This window comes from Reyranella sp. (assembly GCF_036558665.1).
Classification (GTDB): Bacteria; Pseudomonadota; Alphaproteobacteria; order Reyranellales; family Reyranellaceae; genus Reyranella.
The window spans coordinates 121,980-140,878 of the sequence record NZ_DATBFE010000057.1 but is presented as its reverse complement, the minus strand read 5'-3'; the positions used below and the strand labels follow the sequence as shown (position 1 = coordinate 140,878).

At 65.1% G+C, this 18,899-nt stretch carries 20 protein-coding genes and 1 pseudogene; 13 read left to right on the top strand and 8 right to left on the bottom strand.

Going from position 1 to position 18,899, the window contains the following annotated elements; translation table 11 throughout:
- From VH499_RS08600 to VH499_RS08590, 3 genes and pseudogenes are all read right to left on the bottom strand, one after another.
- Positions 1-192: pseudogene (locus VH499_RS08600) on the bottom strand (hypothetical protein); the annotation flags it as partial.
- Between the two features lie 134 nt (positions 193-326).
- On the bottom strand, positions 327-560 hold the full coding sequence (locus VH499_RS08595; RefSeq protein ID WP_332052295.1) for a hypothetical protein: 234 nt from the start codon (positions 558-560) through the stop codon (positions 327-329).
- A 133-nt stretch (positions 561-693) separates the two neighbouring features.
- Positions 694-2,217 (bottom strand): amidase, encoded by a 1,524-nt coding sequence (locus VH499_RS08590; protein WP_332052294.1) that lies wholly within the window; start codon positions 2,215-2,217, stop codon positions 694-696.
- A 79-nt stretch (positions 2,218-2,296) separates the two neighbouring features.
- On the opposite strand from VH499_RS08590, the gene VH499_RS08585 reads away from it, so the two are divergent.
- The 8 genes from VH499_RS08585 (at position 2,297) to VH499_RS08550 (ending at position 9,676) form a co-directional block, all read left to right on the top strand.
- Positions 2,297-3,457: a thiolase family protein gene (locus VH499_RS08585; RefSeq protein ID WP_332052293.1), complete on the top strand. Its 1,161-nt coding sequence runs from the start codon at positions 2,297-2,299 to the stop codon at positions 3,455-3,457.
- The gene (locus tag VH499_RS08580) at positions 3,454-3,876 is read left to right on the top strand and encodes a Zn-ribbon domain-containing OB-fold protein (protein WP_332052292.1); all 423 of its coding nucleotides are present in this window, start codon (positions 3,454-3,456) and stop codon (positions 3,874-3,876) included. Before VH499_RS08585 ends, VH499_RS08580 begins: the two co-directional genes overlap by 4 nt.
- A gap of 69 nt (positions 3,877-3,945) precedes the next feature.
- Positions 3,946-4,827, top strand: a complete 882-nt coding sequence (locus VH499_RS08575; protein WP_332052291.1) for an ABC transporter permease — start codon at positions 3,946-3,948, stop codon at positions 4,825-4,827.
- Positions 4,824-5,639 carry an ABC transporter permease gene (locus tag VH499_RS08570; protein ID WP_332052290.1) on the top strand — a complete coding sequence of 272 codons (816 nt, stop codon included), beginning with the start codon at positions 4,824-4,826 and terminating at the stop codon, positions 5,637-5,639. The genes VH499_RS08575 and VH499_RS08570 overlap by 4 nt, the downstream gene beginning before the upstream one ends.
- 23 nt (positions 5,640-5,662) lie before the next feature.
- A complete protein-coding gene (locus VH499_RS08565) occupies positions 5,663-6,721 on the top strand; it encodes an extracellular solute-binding protein (protein WP_332052289.1) in 1,059 nt (352 codons plus the stop codon).
- Positions 6,722-6,811: 90 nt separating this feature from the next.
- Positions 6,812-7,789 carry an ABC transporter ATP-binding protein gene (locus VH499_RS08560; RefSeq protein ID WP_332052288.1) on the top strand — a complete coding sequence of 326 codons (978 nt, stop codon included), beginning with the start codon at positions 6,812-6,814 and terminating at the stop codon, positions 7,787-7,789.
- A 10-nt stretch (positions 7,790-7,799) separates the two neighbouring features.
- The gene (locus VH499_RS08555) at positions 7,800-8,471 is read left to right on the top strand and encodes an AroM family protein (RefSeq protein ID WP_332052287.1); all 672 of its coding nucleotides are present in this window, start codon (positions 7,800-7,802) and stop codon (positions 8,469-8,471) included.
- A complete protein-coding gene (locus tag VH499_RS08550) occupies positions 8,468-9,676 on the top strand; it encodes an FAD-dependent oxidoreductase (protein WP_332052286.1) in 1,209 nt (402 codons plus the stop codon). The genes VH499_RS08555 and VH499_RS08550 overlap by 4 nt, the downstream gene beginning before the upstream one ends.
- Here the strand turns inward: VH499_RS08550 and VH499_RS08545 are convergent.
- Entirely contained in the window at positions 9,673-10,398 is a 726-nt protein-coding gene (locus VH499_RS08545; RefSeq protein ID WP_332052285.1) for a class I SAM-dependent methyltransferase, read from the bottom strand. The two genes, VH499_RS08550 and VH499_RS08545, sit on opposite strands and share 4 nt — an antisense overlap.
- Positions 10,395-10,964: an NAD(P)H-dependent oxidoreductase gene (locus tag VH499_RS08540; RefSeq protein ID WP_332052284.1), complete on the bottom strand. Its 570-nt coding sequence runs from the start codon at positions 10,962-10,964 to the stop codon at positions 10,395-10,397. The genes VH499_RS08545 and VH499_RS08540 overlap by 4 nt, the downstream gene beginning before the upstream one ends.
- 87 nt (positions 10,965-11,051) lie before the next feature.
- Here VH499_RS08540 and VH499_RS08535 point away from each other — a divergent pair, with 87 nt between their 5' ends.
- From VH499_RS08535 to VH499_RS08525, 3 genes are read left to right on the top strand one after another with little or no spacing between them, the layout of a single operon-like run.
- A complete protein-coding gene (locus VH499_RS08535) occupies positions 11,052-12,131 on the top strand; it encodes a DUF917 domain-containing protein (RefSeq protein WP_332052283.1) in 1,080 nt (359 codons plus the stop codon).
- A complete protein-coding gene (locus VH499_RS08530; protein ID WP_332052282.1) occupies positions 12,128-13,210 on the top strand; it encodes a DUF917 domain-containing protein in 1,083 nt (360 codons plus the stop codon). The genes VH499_RS08535 and VH499_RS08530 overlap by 4 nt, the downstream gene beginning before the upstream one ends.
- Entirely contained in the window at positions 13,207-14,745 is a 1,539-nt protein-coding gene (locus tag VH499_RS08525) for a hydantoinase/oxoprolinase family protein (RefSeq protein ID WP_332052281.1), read from the top strand. The genes VH499_RS08530 and VH499_RS08525 overlap by 4 nt, the downstream gene beginning before the upstream one ends.
- A gap of 3 nt (positions 14,746-14,748) precedes the next feature.
- Here the strand turns inward: VH499_RS08525 and VH499_RS08520 are convergent, their stop codons facing one another.
- Positions 14,749-15,717: a cation diffusion facilitator family transporter gene (locus tag VH499_RS08520; RefSeq protein WP_332052280.1), complete on the bottom strand. Its 969-nt coding sequence runs from the start codon at positions 15,715-15,717 to the stop codon at positions 14,749-14,751.
- Positions 15,718-15,954: 237 nt separating this feature from the next.
- Here VH499_RS08520 and VH499_RS08515 point away from each other — a divergent pair, with 237 nt between their 5' ends.
- Entirely contained in the window at positions 15,955-16,389 is a 435-nt protein-coding gene (locus VH499_RS08515) for a CHRD domain-containing protein (RefSeq protein ID WP_332052279.1), read from the top strand.
- A 44-nt stretch (positions 16,390-16,433) separates the two neighbouring features.
- On the opposite strand, the gene VH499_RS08510 is transcribed toward VH499_RS08515, so the two are convergent.
- Positions 16,434-16,835 (bottom strand): GNAT family N-acetyltransferase, encoded by a 402-nt coding sequence (locus tag VH499_RS08510; RefSeq protein WP_332052278.1) that lies wholly within the window; start codon positions 16,833-16,835, stop codon positions 16,434-16,436.
- The gene (locus VH499_RS08505) at positions 16,832-17,530 is read right to left on the bottom strand and encodes an alpha/beta fold hydrolase (protein ID WP_332052277.1); all 699 of its coding nucleotides are present in this window, start codon (positions 17,528-17,530) and stop codon (positions 16,832-16,834) included. The genes VH499_RS08510 and VH499_RS08505 overlap by 4 nt, the downstream gene beginning before the upstream one ends.
- A gap of 147 nt (positions 17,531-17,677) precedes the next feature.
- Here VH499_RS08505 and VH499_RS08500 point away from each other — a divergent pair, with 147 nt between their 5' ends.
- On the top strand, positions 17,678-18,883 hold the full coding sequence (locus VH499_RS08500; protein WP_332052276.1) for a cytochrome P450: 1,206 nt from the start codon (positions 17,678-17,680) through the stop codon (positions 18,881-18,883).
- Positions 18,884-18,899: the final 16 nt, after the last annotated feature.

Here is an 18,899-nt window from a genome sequence, read left to right as displayed (position 1 = left end):
GGTCGTGTAGTAGTTGTTGACCGGCGCCGGACGATAGTAGGGCGGTTGGCTGTAGGAGCTGTTGTAGTAGCCGCCGTTGTAGCCGGGGCTGCCATAGCCATAGCCGTACGCCGGATAGCCAACGCCGGCGCCGGCGCAGCCCGCCGTAGAGAGCAGAAGCCCCATCGCAACCAGCCCGCTTGCCTTGCCCATGTTCGCCTCCGGAGAAGGCCCTTGTCAGGGCGACCTTCCCGTCAGGCATTTACGGCAGCGACAATGGCGACGCGGCGGCGCAACCGGGTTATGTTGAAGGCGGACGGTTCGGGAGCGTCCCGCGTCGTACGCTTCTACCCATGTCCGTCAGCCCGACGATCCTGCCAGAAGCCATAGTCGTAGTAGCGATAGCCGTACGGCCGATACGCGTACCCGTAGGATTGGTAACCGTATGGCCTGTAGCCATAGCCGTAGTAGGTCGGACGGCCGTAGTAGTAGCTGTTGGGGTAGCCGTAGCCGTCGTAGTAGGCGCAGCCGGCGGTCGAGATCAGCAGGCAGGCGCCGATGATCAGCTTGAGGTTGCGCATGATCGCCTCCTTGGGCGGCCCATGGTGGGGCTTGCCAAAGAGATAACGAAAGCGACGGTGGCGGCTCGGGGGCTTTACAAAGGTTTGATAAAGGCCGCCGTCAACGGGTCGACATCGCGGGACGAAGGCCTGCCTAGAGGGCGGCCGGCGCGGGTCCGCGGGTCGGCTTGGCGTTCAGCTTGGGCGGATGGGTGACGATCGATTTCAAGGCCGGCACGGGCTTCCCGAGCTTTCTCAGATTCGGCAGCGGGCGCCTGAGCTCGGGGATGCCGTTGAATGCCTGCTCCATCGCGTGCGCTGCGCCGAGCACATGACCATCGCCGCGGAAGCGTCCGATTACCTGGAGGCCGAACGGCATCCTCTTATGGTCGGTGCCGCACGGCAGGGACACCGCGGGATTGGTCGCCAGCGAGATGACGTAGACCGACGCCATCCAGTGGTAGTAATTGCGCAACCTCTTGCCGTCCATGTGGTCGATATAGAGTTGCTTCCATGGAAACGGCGAGAAACCGACGGTCGGACTGAGAACGAGATCGTAGTTGCGATAGAGCTCCTGGAATTTGCGGAAGATCCGCGTCTGCTCGGCATGCGCCCAGGCAAAATCGGCCAGGCTCATGTTGGCGCCGATCTCGTAGTTGGCGCGGATGTTGGGGCCGAGAAGGTCCTTGTTGTGCTCGTAGGCGTCGCGATAGCGCGACACGAAGCTCACGGCGCGGATGACGTCGAAGCAACGGTCGGTATCGCCCAGATCGATGTCGACCTTGTCCAGGCGCCGGAACAGATGCTTCATGGCCTTGATCTTCTTGCGCATCGTCGCGCGGATTCCCTTCTCGACCGGAGCGGTCCCGAAGTCCTCGGTCCAGGCCACGCGCAAGCTGCCGAGATCGACCGGCCACGGCTCGGCGAAGGCTGCGCCTTCGATGGGAAAGGACAACGGATCGGTGTCGTGCTGGCCGATTTGCGTCGCGAAGAGCAGGCACGTGTCGGCCACCGTGCGAGCCATCGGGCCCAGTACCGAGATCGGCGTCCAGCCCATCGCGCGTCGCTCGACGGCAACCATGCCGGGCGAGGGTCGGAAGCCTACGATGCCGCAGTAAGCCGCTGGATTGCGCAACGAGCCGCCCGTGTCGGAGCCCGTGCAGACCGGCAACATGCCGGTGGCAAGTGCCGCCGCCGAGCCGCCCGACGAGCCCCCGGCATTGAGCGCCGGATTGAAGGGATTGCCTGTGGCGCCCCATACGGGATTGCGGCTGTTGGAGCCGGCGCCGAATTCCGGAACGTTGGTCTTGCCCACCACGACCGCCCCGGCAGCGCGCACGCGCGCTACCATCACGTTGTCCCAGCCCGGCACGAAGTCGCGATAGAGCGGCGAGCCGTAGGTCGTCAGAAGGTCCCTGGTCTCCTCGAGATCCTTGATGCCGATGGGCAAACCATGCAGCAGCGGCAGGTCCTCGCCGCGGCGGACCGCCGTCTCCGCGGCCTTCGCTTCCTTGCGCGCGCGCTCGATGCACATCGCTGTCACGGCATTGACGGCGGGATTGAGTCTCTTGATGCGCTGGAGGCTCGCTTCCAGCAGTTCGACCGGCGAAATTTCCTTCGTGCCAATGCGCCGGCGCAGCTCCACGGCGGATAAAGCAAGCAACTCTTCGTTGACCATTGATCCCCCTTCGCTGGCCGGAGCTTAGCCCTTCCCGTTTCATCGAGGGAAGGGCACGATGGCCGTGGAGGAGGGAAGCATGGCGCATGCGCTCCGCGACAAGGCTGCCATCAGCGGCATCGGCGAAACAGCCTATACGCGCGGCACGACCAAGAGCGGTCTTGCCCTGCAGCTCGAGGCGAGTCTCAAGGCGATCGACGATGCGGGACTCAGCCCGCGCGATATCGATGGTGTGATTCCTTATTTCCCGGGTGGCGGCATCGCGGAGGATTTCATCGCCAATCTCGGCCTGCCCGATCTTGCCTTGTCGGCCTTCATCCCGATGGGCGGCGCGACGTGCGTGGCGGCGCTGCAGACCGCAGCCATGGCGGTGGCGACCGGTGTTTGCCGGAACGTCCTGATCTCCGTCGGTCGCACCGGCTACTCTGGCGCCCGGGTCAGCACGCGCCTGCAACAGTTCCCGCAATTTGCGCTGGCCGCCGAGTTCGAGGCTCCGATCGGCATGTTCGCGCCGGCGCAGCTCTATGCCCAGGGCGCGCGCCGTCATATGGAACTCTACGGCACGACGACGCGGCATTTCGCAGAAGTCGCCGTGGTGACGCGCCGGCACGCGATGTTGAACGGCAACGTGGTGATGAACAAACCTCTCACCGTGGAGGAGCATCAGGCCTCGCGCATGATCTCCGATCCGTTCCGCCTGTTCGATTGCAGCCTGGAGAGCGACGGTGGCGCGGCGGTGATCGTGACTGCGAGCGAACGGGCGCGCGATCTGAAGAAACCGCTGATCACGATCATGGGTGTGGCCGAGGGCCATCCCGAATCGCCGGCGTCGATTGCCCAGCGACCGGACCTGCTGGAATTCGGTTTGGCCAAGGCCGCACCGCGCGCCTATGGCATGGCCGGCGTCGGGCCGAACGACATCGACGTGGCCGAGATCTATGACTGCTTCACCTTCACCGTGATCAACCAGCTCGAGCTTTTGGGCTTCTGCAGGAAGGGTGAGGGCGGGCCGTTCGTCATGGACGGACGCATTGCGCTGGGCGGCGATCTGCCGATCAACACCCATGGCGGCCTGCTCAGCCAGGGCCACGTCGTCGGCCTCAACCATGTGATCGAACTGACCCGCCAACTCCGCCGCGAGGCGGGCAAGGCGCAGGTAGAAGAGGCCGAGCTGGGGCTCGTCACCGGATATGGCGACATGGGAGACGGCTCGGTCGCGATCCTGCGGAGGGCCGCATGAGCGCCACGACTCCACCGATTCCCGAACGGCCGCTGCCGATGCCGACTCGCGAGAGCCAGCCCTACTGGGATGGTTTACGTGAGGGCCGTCTCATGCTTCAGCACTGCGCGCGATGCGGACAGGTGCGGCACTATCCGCGTCCCGTCTGCCCGCATTGCTTTTCGATGGAAAGCGCGTGGCGCGAGGCCCCGCTCGATGGCCGCATCCACAGCTGGACCGTTTGCCATCACCCGTTCAATTTTTTCTTCAAGTCGATGACGCCCTACGTCGTGGCACTGGTCGATATGGAGGCCGGCGTGCGGATGAACGCGCCGATGCGCGGCATGGCCGAGCGCGCACTGAAGATCGGCGCCCCGGTACGCCTGGCCTTCGAGCCGGTGACCGAGGACGTGACGCTCCCTTACTTCACTCCAGCTTGAGGACGGCCCGCCTCAGGACCTCCTTGTGCCGTGGACCGGAGCGTCGGCTTGCGCCACGATGGCCAAAGCATGCCTGTCATCGCCTCCCGGCGCCCGTCGCCGATCGCCTGGTTCATCGCGCCGGCGCTGCTGCTGTTCACGCTGTTCTTCATCCTGCCCTTCGCCGTCATGGTGGCGATGTCGTTCTTTTCATCGAACCCGATCAGCAATCCCAACGCACTTGTGACGACGCGCCACTATCAGCGCTTCATCGAGGATTCGGCGGGCATCTTTCATGACGCGCTGTGGGAGACCCTGCGCATCGGCCTGATCACGACCGTCATCTCTCTGCTGATCGGCTACCCGCTTGCGCACTGGATGGCGCGCATGCAGTCGCGCCTGGGTCATGCGCTTGCGCTGATGGCGGTGATCACGCCGCTGCTCACGGGGATCGTCGTGCGCACCTTCGCCTGGATGACGATCCTGCAGGACAAGGGCGTCATCAACACCACGCTGATCTCCTGGGGGGTGATCGGCAAGCCGCTGCCGCTGATGTACAACGAGTTCGGTACGGTGGTGGCGCTGGTCCATATCTATGTGCCGTTCATGGTGCTGACACTGATCGGCGTGATCGGCCGGATCGACGAGCGGCTGGAGCAGGCGGCGCGCAGCCTGGGCGCGGGCCGTGTGCGGGCCTTCGTCGAGGTGACCCTGCCGCTCAGCCTGCCCGGCATCCTGGCGGGCTCCCTGCTGGTCTTCGCGCTGTCGATCAGCGCCTATGTCACGCCATCCTTGATGGGCGGAACGAACGTGCTCACCCTGCCTATGCTGATCGCCCAACAGGTCGGCACCAGCTTCAACCCCGGCTTTGCCGGCGCGCTGGGCGTGATCCTGCTCGCCGTTTCGCTGGCGATCGTGATCGCCTACAACCGCATCCTGGCGCGCTTTGCCGGCGAGCAGGGGCTGGCATGAGCGTGGTGCTGAACAGGCGGCCGTTCGATCCGGGCAAGGCGGCTTATCTCGGCCTCAATCTCTTGTTGCTGGTCTTCCTGCTCGCGCCGATCGCGATCATCTTCGTCTTCGCGCTCAATCCGACACCCTACATCTCTTTCCCCCCGGTCGGGATCACCCTGCATTGGTTCGACAAGTTTTTCGAGACCGGCGACTTCATGCGGTCGCTCTGGCTTTCCCTCTGGATCGCAGCCTGCGTGCTGGTCCTCTCGATCGTGATAGGCGGCGCCTGTGCGCTTGCCCTGGCGCGCGGCGATCTGCCGGGTCGAACCTTTCTCACCGCCTTCTTCATGTCGCCTCTGATGCTGCCGGCGATCCTGACCGGCCTGGCGCTGTTTCAGGGCTACCTGCTCGCGGGCATCGGCCGGCCGATCTGGGGCCTCATCATGGCGCATACCCTGATCGCGGTGCCTTACGTCCTGCGCACGACTCTCGCCGTTCTGTACAATTTCGACCGGCGCATCGAGGAGGCGGCATCGGTACTGGGGGCGAGCCCGTCCCGCGTCTTCTTCGAAGTCACCTTGCCGCTGATCCAGCCCGGAGTCTTCGCGGGCGGCGTCTTCGCCTTCATCGTCTCGTTCGACCAGTTCCCGGTCTCGCTTTTTCTGGTGGTTCCCAAGGGCGAGACGTTGCCAGTGGTGCTATTCAACTACATGAAGTTCGACCTCGACGGGGCCATCGCCGCAGCGTCGATGGTCTCGATCCTGCTGGCGCTGGCCGTGGTGCTGACGCTGGAAAGGCTGATCGGCCTCAAGGCCTACGTTAAGCTCTGAAGGACAAACAGGAGACTTCGACCATGAGCCCACGCCATCCGGTTTCAAGACGGGCGGTGCTTCGCAGCGGCACCGGCCTGGCCGCTTTCGCAACGCTCGGTGCGCCCGCCATCCTTCACGCCCAGACCAAGACGCTCAAGATCACCACCTGGGGCGGCAAATGGGGCGACATCATGAAGGCGACGGTCCTGCCGGCCTTCGAGAAGGAACATGGCTGCACCGTCTCGGCCGACCAGGCCTTCCCCTACGTTCCGAAGCTGCAGGTCAGCCCCAAGAACGATCCGCTCTACGACGTGCTGCACACCAACTCCAACGAGCAGTGGCTCGCCGTCGTCGACGGGCTGGTGATGGACAAGATCACGGCCAAGGAAGTGCCGAACGTTGCCGACGTCTATCCCTATGCCGTGAGCGACAAGATCGTCGGCGTGTCGATCTTCACCAGCGCGATCGGGCTCGGCTACCGGACCGACAAGGGCATCACGCCGCCCAAGTCGTGGAAGGACCTGGCGGATCCGAAGCTCGCCGGCGCCCGCGGCGGCTATCTCATTCCGGTCAACAGCCTCGGCCAGTGCCATCTCATGATGCTCGGCAAGGTCTACGGCAAGGGATTGCAGGATCTCGATGCCGCCTACAAGGCACTGGAGCAGCTCAAGCCCATCAAGCTAGTCGATTTCACCGGTCAGATGGAAAAGATGCTGCTGTCGGGCGAGGTGACGGAGGGTGTGATCCACGATTCCGGCGTCTATCGCTATGACGGCCAGAACCAGCCCGTCGATTTTGCGAGTCCGGCGGAGGGCGTGATGGCCCTTGAGCAGGTGCTGAACGTGACGCCGGGTTCCAAGGTGAAGGAACTGGCCTTTGCCTATATCGACTACATGCTGCGGCCGGACGTGCAAAAACTCCTGGCCGAAGGCGTCTGGTACTCTCCCGCCAACAAGAAGGTGAAGCTCGAGGCCAAGTACGACGCCAAGCTTCTGACGACGCCCGAGAAGGTCGCCACCCTGATCCAGCCCGACTGGAAATGGTACAACGCCCGCAAGGACGACATCGACGCACGCGTCACGAAGATTCTCAAAGGCTGATCGGAGGTGTCATCCCGAGCGCAGCGAGGGACCTTTAGAGTCACAGGAAAGGTCCCTCGGCCTTCGGCCTCGGGATGACAAGGTGCGTCAATGACTTCCGCCGCCATCAAGCTCCAACGCGTCACCAAGACGTTCGACGGCAGGGTCGTTGCCGTCGACGGAGTCACCCTGGACATCAAGGCAGGCGAGTTCTTTTCGCTACTGGGTCCCTCCGGCTGCGGCAAGACCACCTCCCTGCGCGTGATAGCGGGCTTCGAAACGCCGGACTCCGGCCGGGTTCACGTCGGCAGCCAGGACATCACCGATGTGCCCGTACATCGGCGCGACATGGGCATGGTGTTCCAGTCCTACGCCCTCTTCCCCCACCGCACGGTGGCCGAAAACGTGGCCTTCGGCTTGCGCATGCGCGACGTACCCAGGCCCGAGATCGCCAAGCGCGTCGCGGCTGCACTGGCGCAGGTGGCGCTGACGGGCTTCGAGGAACGGCGACCCGGTCAACTTTCCGGCGGCCAGCAGCAGCGCGTCGCCCTGGCCAGAGCCTTGGTGATCGAGCCGCGTGTACTTCTGTGCGACGAACCGCTGGGTGCGCTCGACCGCAAGCTGCGTCAGCAGATGCAGTTCGAGCTCAAGGAGCTGCAGAGAAGGTTGGGCGTCACGCTGGTGTTCGTGACGCACGACCAGGAAGAGGCGCTCGCCATGAGCGACCGCATCGCCGTGATGAACAAGGGCCGGGTCGAGCAGGTGGGGGCGCCGACGGAGATCTACGAGCGTCCGCGTACGCGTTTCGTCGCCGACTTCATCGGCGAGATCAATCTTCTCGAGGACGGTTCGCGTCCTTGCGCGCTCCGGCCCGAGAAGGTCCGGCTGGTGCCGGCCGCCGAAGCGCGGCTCAAGGGTACGGTCGAGACCGCGAACTTCCTCGGCGGCGCCACGCTTTATCGTGTGAGCGCGGGCGGCCGAACCTATCTTGCCCGCGAGACGCATTCCGGCGAACGAAGCCCCCGATCACCCGGCGATGCAGTGGGGCTTGCCTGGAACGACACCGACGCGGTGCCGTTGGAATCGTAGGGAGGGCGGTATGGGTCGAACTCTCGGCATCATTACCATCGGACAGGCGCCACGCGACGATATCGCATCGCTGTTTGCCCGGCATGCGCCCGCAGGCACGAAAGTCTTGTTGCGCGGGGCACTCGACGGACTGAGCGACGCCGAAGTCGACACGCTCCAGCCCGAGAGCGGCAGCGACACCCTGTATACGCGTCTGCGCGGCGACCGCGACGTCAAGATTTCCAAGAAAGCGGTGATCGCGCGCTCGCCTGAAACCTTGGCCAGGCTGCGGGACGACGGGTGCGATGCGATCGTCTATGCCTGCACCGGCGATTTTCCACCCATGACCGGTGACGAGGGCGTCCTCTTCCCGTCGCGTGTCCTGAACGGCCTTGCCACCGCGCTGCTGCCCAAGGGCCGGTTGGGTCTTCTGATTCCGCTCGCCGAGCAAACCGAGAAGCTCAGCTCCAAATGGGCGCGGCCCGGACTGGAGGTCGTGGCGGAGGCGCTGGCGCCGAGCGCCGATGCCCGTGAAGCAGCCGCGGCTGCGCAAAGACTGGCCGTTCGGAAGCCGGACCTCGTCGCCATGGATTGCATGAGCTACACGCCCGCCATCAAGGAGCAGGTGAAGCCGGCGCTCGGCGTTCCGACGCTGCTCGCCATAACCGCGACCGGGCGCGTGCTTCGGGAATTGCTGGAATGAAGCTGCAGTGCTGCATCGTGGGTGGCGGTCCGGCCGGCATGATGCTGGGGTTCCTGCTGGCGCGCGCCGGCGTCGATACAGTGGTGCTGGAGAAGCACGGCGACTTCCTGCGCGACTTCCGCGGCGACACCGTCCATCCCTCGACGCTGAACGTCATGGACGAGCTCGGGCTGCTCGATGATTTCCTTAAGCTTCCGCATCAGAAGCTGTCGCACTTCGCGGCGCAGTTCGGCGACAAATCGGTGCACATTGCCGACTTCAGTGGCCTGCGACTGCGGACGCCATACATCGCGATGATGCCGCAGTGGGACTTCCTCGACTTCCTGGCCGAGCGAGGCAAGCAGTATCGTGGTTTCAAACTTCTGATGAATGCGGAGGCGCACGCCCTGATCGAGCAAGAGGACCGGGTCGTCGGCGTCCGAGCGACGGTGAACGGCACGGAGCACGAGATCCGTGGCGATCTGGTAGTGGGTGCCGACGGCCGGCATTCGATCGTGCGGACGGCGGCCGGCCTGCAGGTCGAGGATATCGGCGCGCCGATGGACGTGCTCTGGTTCCGACTTCCTCATCGCGACGGGGACCCGATGGAGCTGGTGGGACGATTCGATGTCGGCAGCATTCTGGTCCTGCTCGATCGCGGCGACTACTGGCAGTGCGCCTACGTCATTTCCAAAGGCTCGGCCGAGAAGGTGCGAGCCGAGGGTATCGAGAAAGTGCGGGAGACCGTGAGCCGTCTGATGCCGGCCTTCGCCGATCGTGTCGGCGAGCTCAGGAGCATGGACGACCTCAAGCTGCTCACCGTCGGCGTCGATCGCCTGCGCACCTGGTGGAAGCCGGGCGTGCTCTGCATCGGCGATGCCGCCCACACCATGTCGCCGATCGGTGGTGTCGGCATCAACATCGCGATCCAGGATGCCGTCGCTGCCTCCAACATCCTGGCCGGGCCGCTGCGCGAGCGTCGCCTGAGGGACGCCGATCTGGCCGCGGTTCAGGGGCGACGGCTGTTTCCCGCCCGTGCAACGCAGGCCATGCAGGTGTTCCTGCAAAAGCGCGTGATCGCGCCATCGCTGGCGAGCCGTGACGGCAGGATGGAAGTGCCGCTCTTCATGCGTTTGATGGCATGGTTCCCGCTGCTGCGCCGGTTGCCGGCCCGGCTCTTGGGTGTAGGCGTGCGGCCCGAGCATGTCCGCACCAGCCCGGCCTAACGCCGCGCCGAGACCAGCAGGAAGGGCGGTCGCTCGCGCTCGCTGGCCCATTCCGGATGCTCGGCGATCTGATCGTCGGTCGGCGCCCATTCCTCGACACGCAGAAGAGCGAAGCCCTGCTGCAGCAGCTGGTTGAGATAGGTCGCCATCGTGCGATGCTGCTTGACGACACCCTTTGCGAGCCAATCGGTCGTGCGTGGACCCTCGTCGAGATAGCGATCGACCGGCCAGACTTGACGGCCTCCCTCTGTTCTCCAGCCTTGCTGGCTCGGCGCGGTCATGATTGGATGCTCAACCGAGAACACGAATCGTCCTTGTGGCACCAGCGCCTGATGAACTTGCGCAATCAGCGCCGGAAGCCTCCGAAGATAGTGCAGGGTGAGGGAGCTGTAGACGAGATCGAACGTGCCTTCCGGCAAGTCCAGCCCCTCGAGGTCAGCCTGGCGATAGACGATCGCCGGATCCGAGGTCATCTCCCGCGCCCGCGCCAGCATGTTTTCCGAAACATCGATGCCCAGCACCCCGGCGGCGCCCGCTTCGCGAGCGAAGCGGCAGAACCAGCCGAAGCCGCAGCCAAGATCGACCACGCGTCGACCGCGAAGGTCGGGCAGCATGGCCTGCAGGCTCGGCCATTCCGGCGCGCCGGCCAATCCCTGGACCGAGCGCGGCAGGGCGCTGTAGCCGGCGAAGAAGCTCGCGTTGTCGTAGATGTTCTGGGTCACTTCACGCTGGCAGCTGCTTTCGATTGGCGGATGGCAAGCGCCAGCGCGACACCGAGATCGACGAGCATCTTTCCGGTGGCTTCGTCGTTGAGCTTGCCGTCGACGAATTTGTTCTGCGCCTGGCCGATCATGACTTCGGGCTTGTTGATCGGCCGGCCGTCGAGGAATACCAGCGTCTGACGAAGCTGATACTGCGCCCGCGCTGTGCCGAGCAGGCCGCCGGAAGCACCGAGCATGCCGACCGTCTTGCCGGCGAAGGGCTGCGGCGTCATGCGCGACAGCCAGTCGATGGCGTTCTTCAGCACGCCCGAGATGCCGTAGTTGTACTCCGGAGTGACCAGGAGGAGACCGTCGGCCGCCAGCATCGTCTTCTGCGCCGCCTGCACCTTGTCCGGGAAGCCCTGGGCCTGGACGTCGGCGTTGTAAAGCGGCCAGTCGCCGATCTCGATGGTCTCGACGGTGACGTCCTTCGGTGCGCGTTCGATGAAGGCATTCAGCGCCATGCGGTTGAACGATCCTTTGCGCAGGCTGCCGCAAAAAGCGGCCAGCTTGATGGACTCGGGCATTTGCGTACGGTCTCCCTGGAAGTGGTTCCTTTGTCAGGCGACAAGCAGCCGGCTACATAGAAGGCGCTGAGGGAGTTGGCAAACGCCATGCCGCTACGCGACATTACGCTTGATGACATCGAATCGTTGGCCGTGGGGGCCTGGGTGCTTGGCACCGGCGGTGGCGGCAGTCCGTATCTCGGCCTGCTCAACATGCGCACGCTCTACAGGGAAGGCTTTCGTGTGCAGCTCCTGCCGGCGGAGGAACTGGCGGACGACGATTGGGTCGCTGCCGTCTCCAATATGGGAGCGCCGCTTGTCGGTCAGGAACGGCTGACGGACAGCCGCACCATCGCCCGCGCCGTCGATCTGATGGAGCGCCATACCGGCCATAGCTTCCGCGGCATCATGGCGCTCGAGATCGGCGGCGGCAATTCGATCCAGCCGTTCATGGCGGCGGCGCACCTCGCGCGACCGGTGATCGATTCCGACATGATGGGCCGCGCCTATCCGGAGGCGCAGATGACCTCCGTGGCGGTCGGGGACCTCAGGCCCTGTCCGCTGACCAGCGTCGATGTGCGCGGCCTGGAATCGGTCGTGGAGAAGGTACCGACCTGGAAGTGGATGGAGCGGGTGAGCCGCAAGATCTGCGTCGAATATGGCTCGATCGCTTCCACCTGCAAGGCGCCGCGCACCGGCGCCGAGGTCAAGAAGTGGGGCATCCACGGCACCACGACCAAGGCGATCGCGATCGGCCACGCCGTACGCGAGGCGCAGCGCAAGCACGAGGATCCGGTCGCGGCGATCCTGGGCGTCGAGCCCGGCAGGATCCTGTTCAGGGGCAAGGTCGTCGATGTCGAACGCCGGGCTACCGAAGGGTTCCTGCGTGGCAGGACGAAGTTCGACGGCATGGACGACGATCGCGGATCGACGCTGGAGATCGCATTCCAGAACGAGTGGATCGTGGCGTGGCGCGACGGCAAGCCGGTCGCGATGTCGCCGGATCTGATCTGCGTGCTCGATTCGATCGCCGGCGAAGCGGTCGGCACGGAGACCATCCGCTACGGCCAGCGCGTCACCGTGATCGTGCTGCCGCCGCCGCCGGTGTTCCTGTCGGAGAAGGGGCTGCAGCACGTCGGCCCGCGCGCCTTCGGCTATGACATCGACTTCAAGAGCGTCTTCGCGTGAGCTTGCGCGAGATCACCGCCGACGACATCGAATCGCTTGCGGTAGGAGCCTGGGTGCTGGGCACGGGCGGCGGCGGCAATCCCTACCTGCCACTGCTCAATATGCGCGCCCTCTACCGCGAGGGCCATCGCGTGCAGCTGATCGATGCGTCGGAGCTCGCCGATAACGACTGGATCGGCACGGTCGCGAACATGGGTGCGCCGCTGGTCGGCCAGGAGCGGCTGACCGACAGCCTGACGCTTGCCCGCGCGGTCAGCGTGATGGAAGAGCATGTCGGTCGCCGTTTCAGGGCGCTGATGAGCATGGAGATCGGCGGCGCCAACGGCGTGCGGCCGCTGATGGCGGCGGCCCACCTCAAGCGCCCGGTGGTCGATTCCGACACAATGGGCCGCGCCTATCCGGAGGCGCAGATGACCTCGGTCTCCGTCGGCGGTCTCACGCCCTATCCGCTGAGCGCGGTCGATGTGCGCGGACTCGAGTCGATCGTGAAGAAGGTGCCGAGCTGGAAATGGGCCGAGCGTGTCGCGCGCAAGATCTGCGTCGAGTACGGTTCGGTGGCCGCGACCTGTCAACCGCCGCGCACCGGCGCCGAAGTGAAGAAATGGGGCATCCACGGCACGACGACCAAGGCGATCGCGATCGGCCGTGCCGTGCGCGAGGCGCAGCGAAAGCATGATGATCCCATCGCCGCCATCCTTTCGGTCGAGCCGGGCAAGCTCCTCTACAGGGGCAAGGTGATCGACGTTGCGCGCCGCACGACCGAAGGCTTCCTGCGCGGTGTGGTGCGCTTCGACGGCCTCGACGACTGGAGAGGATCGACGATGGCGATCAATTTCCAGAACGAGTGGATCGTAGCCTTGCGGGACGAGAACCCGATCGCCATGACGCCCGACCTGATCTGCGTCCTCGACTCGGTATCAGGTGAGGCGGTGGGCAGCGAGACCATCCGTTACGGTCAGCGCGTGACTGTGATCGCGTTGCCGCCGCCGCCGGTCTTTCTGTCGCCGAAGGGGCTGGAGTATGTCGGCCCGCGAGCCTTCGGCTACGACCTCGACTTCAGGAGCGTGTTTTCGACATGAGACGCATCGGCATCGACGTGGGCGGGACGAATACGGACGCCGTCCTGATCGAAGAAGGCAGAGTGATCCGCGCCGTGAAGGCACCGACCAGCGAGGATGTGACCACCGGCATCCTCGAGTCGCTCGCGCGCCTCGGCGAGACGGGCGTGCTGAAGGGCAAGGGAATCGACGGGGTGATGATCGGGACCACGCATTTCATCAATGCCGTGGTGCAGCGTCGGCATCTCACCAGGGTCGCCGCGCTCAGGCTCGGCATGCCCGCCTCGGCTTCCTTGCCGCCGTTCTGCGACTGGCCGGAGGATCTGGCGGCGCTCGTGCGCGGCGGGGTCTGGATGGTGGAAGGCGGCCACGAATATGACGGCCGGCCCTTCATGCCGCTCGACGAGGCGGCCGTGACCAAGGCCGTCCAGGAGATGAAGGCCGCCGGCCTGAAGTCGGTCGGCATCTCGGCGATCTTTTCCCCGCTCGATCCGTCGCACGAGCGGCGAGCGGCCGAGTTGGTGGCCAAGGTGATGCCCGATGCCACGATCACCTGCTCGTCCGATCTCGGTCGCATCGGCCTCCTGGAGCGCGAGAACGCCGGTCTCCTGAACGCCGCACTTGCCGACCTGGCGCGGGACACGATTGCGGCCTTCGAGAAGGCGATCCGGGATTCCGGTATCGCCGCGCCGCTCTTCATCACCCAGAACGATGGCACGGTGGCCGAGGCAAGCCAGGCGCGGCGGCTGCCCGTCTACAGTTTCGCCTCGGGCGCGACGAACTCCATGCGCGGTGCCGCCTATCTCTCGGGCCTGCAGGACGCCATGGTGATCGATGTCGGCGGCACGACCACCGACGTCGGTCAGCTCAAGCACGGCTTTCCACGCGAGGCCAACTCGGTTGTGAAGGTGGGCGGCGTGCGCACGCTCTTCCGCATGCCCGACCTGCTGTCGATCGGGCTCGGCGGCGGCAGCCATGTCGAGCTCGACCCGCTGAAAGTCGGCCCGGTATCGGTCGGGTATCGCCTGCTGAAGGAAGGCATTGCCTTCGGCGGCAGGCAGCTCACCACCACCGACATCGCCATCGCCGCCGGGACGCTGGCCTTGGGCGACAGGGCAAAGGTCGCCCATCTCGATGCCGACCTTTGCCAGAAGGTGCTCGCCGAGGCCGCGCGGCTTGCCGAGGAGGCGATCGACCGCATGAAGACGGAAGCAGGCGACGTCCCTTTGATTGCTGTCGGCGGCGGGGCGTTCCTGATCCCGGAAAGGCTTCCGGGCGTGTCCCAGGTGATCCACGTGGAACATGGCGACTGCGCCAATGCGGTCGGCGCGGCCATCGCCCAGGTGTCGGGCGAGTGCGACCAGATCTTCAAGGACCTGTCGCGCCCCGAGGCGCTGTCAGCGGCGCAAGGTATTGCCAACGACCGCGCAGTCGCCGCCGGCGCCGAGCGGGCGACGCTCAAGACCATCGAGAGCGAGGACATGCCGCTCGCCTACCTGCCGGGCAATTCGGTGCGTGTCCGCGTACGCGTGGTTGGCGACGTGGCGGCGAGCTGAACGTTACACGACCTCGGCTGGCGCCAGCCGGCAGGGGTGATCGGGATCGCCCGACTCGATCTGGATCGTGCTGTGCCCGATGCCGAACTTTTCTGCCAGCTCTCGCGCCGAACGGCCGAGCAGGCCGTCGTCAACCGGGCAGTCCGGGCGGACGAGATGCGCCGTCAGCGCGATCTCGGTGGTGCTCATGCCCCAGATATGGAGATCATGCACTTCCGTGACGCCGGGCAGGCTGGCGAGATAGGCTTCGATCGCCCGCCGGTCGATGTTCTGCGGTATCGCGTCGAGGGCGAGATTGATCGACGCGGTGAAGAGGGACCAGGTGCCCAGCATGATCACGATGGCGATCACGATGCTAACGGCGGGGTCGAGCCACAGCCAGCCGGTCGCCATCACGGCCAGAGCCGCGATCACGACGCCCAGCGACACGGCCGCGTCGGCCGCCATGTGCAGGAAGGCGCCCCTGATGTTGATGTCGCTCTTGCCGCCGCGCACGAACATCAGGGCGGTAACGGTGTTGACGACGATGCCGACCGCCGCGACCCAGAGGACCGTCGTCTCGGCCACCGCTTCGGGCCGGGCAAGGCGGTGGACGGCCTCCCAGACGATCATGCCGACGCCGACCAGCAGCAGGATCGCGTTGGTGAGCGAAGCCAGGATGGAGCTGCGCTTCAGGCCGTAGGTATGGCGGTCGGTCGGTCGACGCTTGACCAGCGCGGCGGCGCCCCAGGCCAGCAGCAAACCGAGAACATCGCCCAGATTGTGCCCGGCATCGGCCAGCAGGGCGAGCGAATTGGCGAGGAAGCCATAGACCGCCTCGACCACCACGAAAACCGCATTGAGAGCGACGCCTATCGCGAACGCGCGATTGAAATCCACGGGCGCGTGACCGTGTGAATGCCCGTGGGCATGTGAATGTCCGCGCGAATGACTGTGCCCGTCGGCGGGGGTGGCATGCAGGTGCTCGTTCATGGCCGCGACGCATCGTTATAGTGTTCCATATAATTGTTCATTTGAACAATCGTTTGAATATATAGACCGTCGCATCATGCGGGTAAAGGTCGGGTCCGACAGTACCGGGTCGTCAATCCTTTGTGATTGCGCAGAAGCAGCCTTCATTTCCCGGCCAAGCTGCTAGACTTCGGCGGGCCCGCGGCGCCTCTGGTTCGCCGCGTCGGTCGACCGTCGTGGAATTGAAGGGAGGATCGCATGAGGATCGCTTTACGTTCCAGTGTCGCAAGTTTGGCCGCGGTTGCCGTCCTGGCGGTGGCGCCGGCGGCCTTCGCCGAGATGCAGCATTACTCGGCCGAGCTGAAAGCTGCGTCCGAAGTACCGGCTAACGACAGCAAGGGCGCGGGCATGCTCAATGCCACCTATGACACGGCCAGCAAGAAACTCACCTATGACGCGACCTATTCGGGCCTGACTGGCCCCGCGACAGCGGCGCACTTCCACGGGCCGGCGGCGGCCACCGCCAATGCGGGCGTGGTCGTTCCCGTGAAGGATGCCAAGACGCCCATGAAGGGCGAGGCGACCTTGACCGATGCGCAGGCCGCCGACCTGCAGTCGGGCAAATGGTATTTCAACGTCCATACTGCCGCGCATCCGGGTGGCGAAATCCGGGGCCAGGTCATGAAGAAGTAGTCGCTTTTCCGGCAGGTCGGTCGGCACAGCCGGTGCCGATCGGTCTACTGCTCGCGCCGGTACAGGAAGCAGTTGTCGGCGTGGGGCATTTTGATGCCCTGGTAGAAGGTCATGGCGGTCGGGGCGGAGAGCAGCAGCGTGGTCGTCATCGGGCCGCCCGCCTGCGCCCGCGTCTCGTCGATCAGGCGTCTGCCGATCCCCTGCCCCTGGCAAGCCTTGTCGACAGCCAGATCGGACAGGTAGCAGCAGAAGCAGAAATCGGTAAGCGAGCGTGCGAAGCCGACCAGCCGGCTGTCCTGGCGGGCGGTCACGATCAAATTGGCATGAGCCAGCATGCGCTCCACGCGGCCCCGGTCTTCAATCGGCCTGTTCAGGCCCGATTTCCTGACGATGTCGATGTAGTCGTCGGCGCCCAGAAAGTCTTCGCGGGCATAGACGGTCGTCATGTGTTGAGCCACCTCCTGAGGGCATTGGTCAGGTCGTCGGGCTTCTCGAGCGGAGACATGTGCCCGCATTCCTCGATGACGACCAGTCGCGCATTGGCGATATCGGTCGCCATCTCCTGGGCGCGGAGCAGCGGCGTGGCCTGATCCTGACGGCCGACGATAACCACGGTGGGGACGTCGATGTCCGCCAGAAGCGGCCGACTGTCGGGTCGGGCCATGATGGCCTTCTGCTCGCGCACGAATCCGTCGGCGCCCACCTCCTGCGCCATATCGAGGATCGGCTGGACGATCGTCGTATCCTTGAGGCGGGCGGGATGGATGAGGGTCGGCAGTAGCGAGGGCTGCACCCCGTGGAAGCGGCCGATGCGCGTCTGCTCGATGAAGCCGCGCCGCCGTGCGGTGGTCTCCGGTGCATCTGGTGTCGCCTGCGTGTCGATCAAGGCCAGCCGCTCCACGCGATGGGGAGCGCGCCGCAGGATCTCGAAGGCAACGTAGCCGCCCATGGAGAAGCCGCCCAGTGCAAAGATGGCGGGGGCGGCCGCGAGCGCGGCTTCGGCCATGGCGGCAAGCGAATCGTGCCGGTAAAGCTCCGGCACCACGACATCTACCAGGTCGCCGAGCGCGGCGATCTGATGCTCGAACAGACGGCGCGTATTCAGGAGTCCCGGCAACAGTACCAGAGTAGATCGCGGCATCTTTCGATCGGAGGTTTCGCCGAGGCAGCCCGCAGGAGCGAATGCCACGCGACCGGCTTGTGCGCAAGATCCGGCGAACCGACCGCTGTCGCCATCGTGGGAGGAAAAGGGCTTGACTCGGGTCCGGGCTGAAGGCCGGCTTGCCGGATGACCGAACACGCAGATGTCGGCGATCCGAGACTGTATCGGGAGGATAGCTGGCGGCCCCACTTCGCGCGTCTCAGGCGCGAGGATCCGGTGCACTACCATCCGGAGAGCCCGTACGGCCCCTATTGGTCCGTGACCCGTCACGCCGATATCATGACGGTGGAGCTCGACCATCGTACCTATTCGTCGGCCTCCGAACTGGGTGGCATCCAGATCAAGGACCAGCCGGCGGGCGAGGAGTTGCCGAACTTCATCCGTATGGACCCGCCCAGGCATACGGCGCAGCGCAAGATCGTGGCGCCGATCGTCGCGCCCTCCAACCTCGCCAACATGGAGGGATTGATCCGCGCGCGCACTGCGCGGGTGCTCGACGGCCTGCCGCGCGGCGAAGCCTTCGACTGGGTCGACCGCGTCTCGACCGAGCTCACGGCGATGATGCTGGCGACGCTGTTCGACTTTCCCCAGGCCGAACGGCGCCGGCTCACCCACTGGTCCGATGTCGCCATCGCCAACCTCGATGCGGCGGATGCCGTGGTGAAGAGCGAGGGCGAGCGCATGGCCGAGCTGCGTCGGATGGCGGACACGATGGCGGTTCTGTGGAAGGAACGCGCGGCACAGCCGCCCAAATTCGATCTGGTATCGATGATGGCGCACGCCGAGGCGACGCAGAACATGCCGCTCAACGAGTTCATCGGCACCTTCGCGCTGCTGATCGTCGGCGGCAACGATACGACGCGCAATTCCATGACCGGCGGCCTGATCGCGCTGAGTGACAATCCGGCGGAATATGCCAAGGTCCGTGCCGACCGGCGCCTGATCCAGAATCTGGTCTCCGAGATCATCCGCTATCACACGCCGGTGATCCATATGCGCCGCACCGCGACCAAGGACACGAAACTCGCCGGCAAAGCGATCGGCAAGGGCGACAAGGTCGTGATGTGGTACGTCTCGGGCAATCGCGACGAGACAGCCATCGAGGAGCCCGAGCGCTTCGACGTGGGTCGCCCCAAGGTGCGCCAGCATTTGTCGTTCGGTGCCGGCATCCATCGTTGCGTCGGCGATCGCCTGGCCGAGATGCAGTTGCGTATTCTCTGGGAAGAGATCCTGACGCGCGACCTGCAGATCGAGATCGCCGGCCCGCCGGTGCGGCTCTACTCCAATTTCATTCGCGGCATTCGCGAGTTGCCGGTCGTCCTGCGGCACTGATCACTTTCGAGAAACC

Bases quoted from the DNA above. Each gene is read 5' to 3' on its own strand.
- VH499_RS08595 (WP_332052295.1), bottom strand. From the start codon at position 560: ATGCGCAACCTCAAGCTGATCATCGGCGCCTGCCTGCTGATCTCGACC.
- VH499_RS08590 (WP_332052294.1), bottom strand. From the start codon at position 2,217: ATGGTCAACGAAGAGTTGCTTGCTTTATCCGCCGTGGAGCTGCGCCGG.
- VH499_RS08585 (WP_332052293.1), top strand. From the start codon at position 2,297: ATGGCGCATGCGCTCCGCGACAAGGCTGCCATCAGCGGCATCGGCGAA.
- VH499_RS08580 (WP_332052292.1), top strand. From the start codon at position 3,454: ATGAGCGCCACGACTCCACCGATTCCCGAACGGCCGCTGCCGATGCCG.
- VH499_RS08575 (WP_332052291.1), top strand. From the start codon at position 3,946: ATGCCTGTCATCGCCTCCCGGCGCCCGTCGCCGATCGCCTGGTTCATC.
- VH499_RS08570 (WP_332052290.1), top strand. From the start codon at position 4,824: ATGAGCGTGGTGCTGAACAGGCGGCCGTTCGATCCGGGCAAGGCGGCT.
- VH499_RS08565 (WP_332052289.1), top strand. From the start codon at position 5,663: ATGAGCCCACGCCATCCGGTTTCAAGACGGGCGGTGCTTCGCAGCGGC.
- VH499_RS08560 (WP_332052288.1), top strand. From the start codon at position 6,812: ATGACTTCCGCCGCCATCAAGCTCCAACGCGTCACCAAGACGTTCGAC.
- VH499_RS08555 (WP_332052287.1), top strand. From the start codon at position 7,800: ATGGGTCGAACTCTCGGCATCATTACCATCGGACAGGCGCCACGCGAC.
- VH499_RS08550 (WP_332052286.1), top strand. From the start codon at position 8,468: ATGAAGCTGCAGTGCTGCATCGTGGGTGGCGGTCCGGCCGGCATGATG.
- VH499_RS08540 (WP_332052284.1), bottom strand. From the start codon at position 10,964: ATGCCCGAGTCCATCAAGCTGGCCGCTTTTTGCGGCAGCCTGCGCAAA.
- VH499_RS08535 (WP_332052283.1), top strand. From the start codon at position 11,052: ATGCCGCTACGCGACATTACGCTTGATGACATCGAATCGTTGGCCGTG.
- VH499_RS08525 (WP_332052281.1), top strand. From the start codon at position 13,207: ATGAGACGCATCGGCATCGACGTGGGCGGGACGAATACGGACGCCGTC.
- VH499_RS08520 (WP_332052280.1), bottom strand. From the start codon at position 15,717: ATGAACGAGCACCTGCATGCCACCCCCGCCGACGGGCACAGTCATTCG.
- VH499_RS08515 (WP_332052279.1), top strand. From the start codon at position 15,955: ATGAGGATCGCTTTACGTTCCAGTGTCGCAAGTTTGGCCGCGGTTGCC.
- VH499_RS08510 (WP_332052278.1), bottom strand. From the start codon at position 16,835: ATGACGACCGTCTATGCCCGCGAAGACTTTCTGGGCGCCGACGACTAC.
- VH499_RS08505 (WP_332052277.1), bottom strand. From the start codon at position 17,530: ATGCCGCGATCTACTCTGGTACTGTTGCCGGGACTCCTGAATACGCGC.
- VH499_RS08500 (WP_332052276.1), top strand. From the start codon at position 17,678: ATGACCGAACACGCAGATGTCGGCGATCCGAGACTGTATCGGGAGGAT.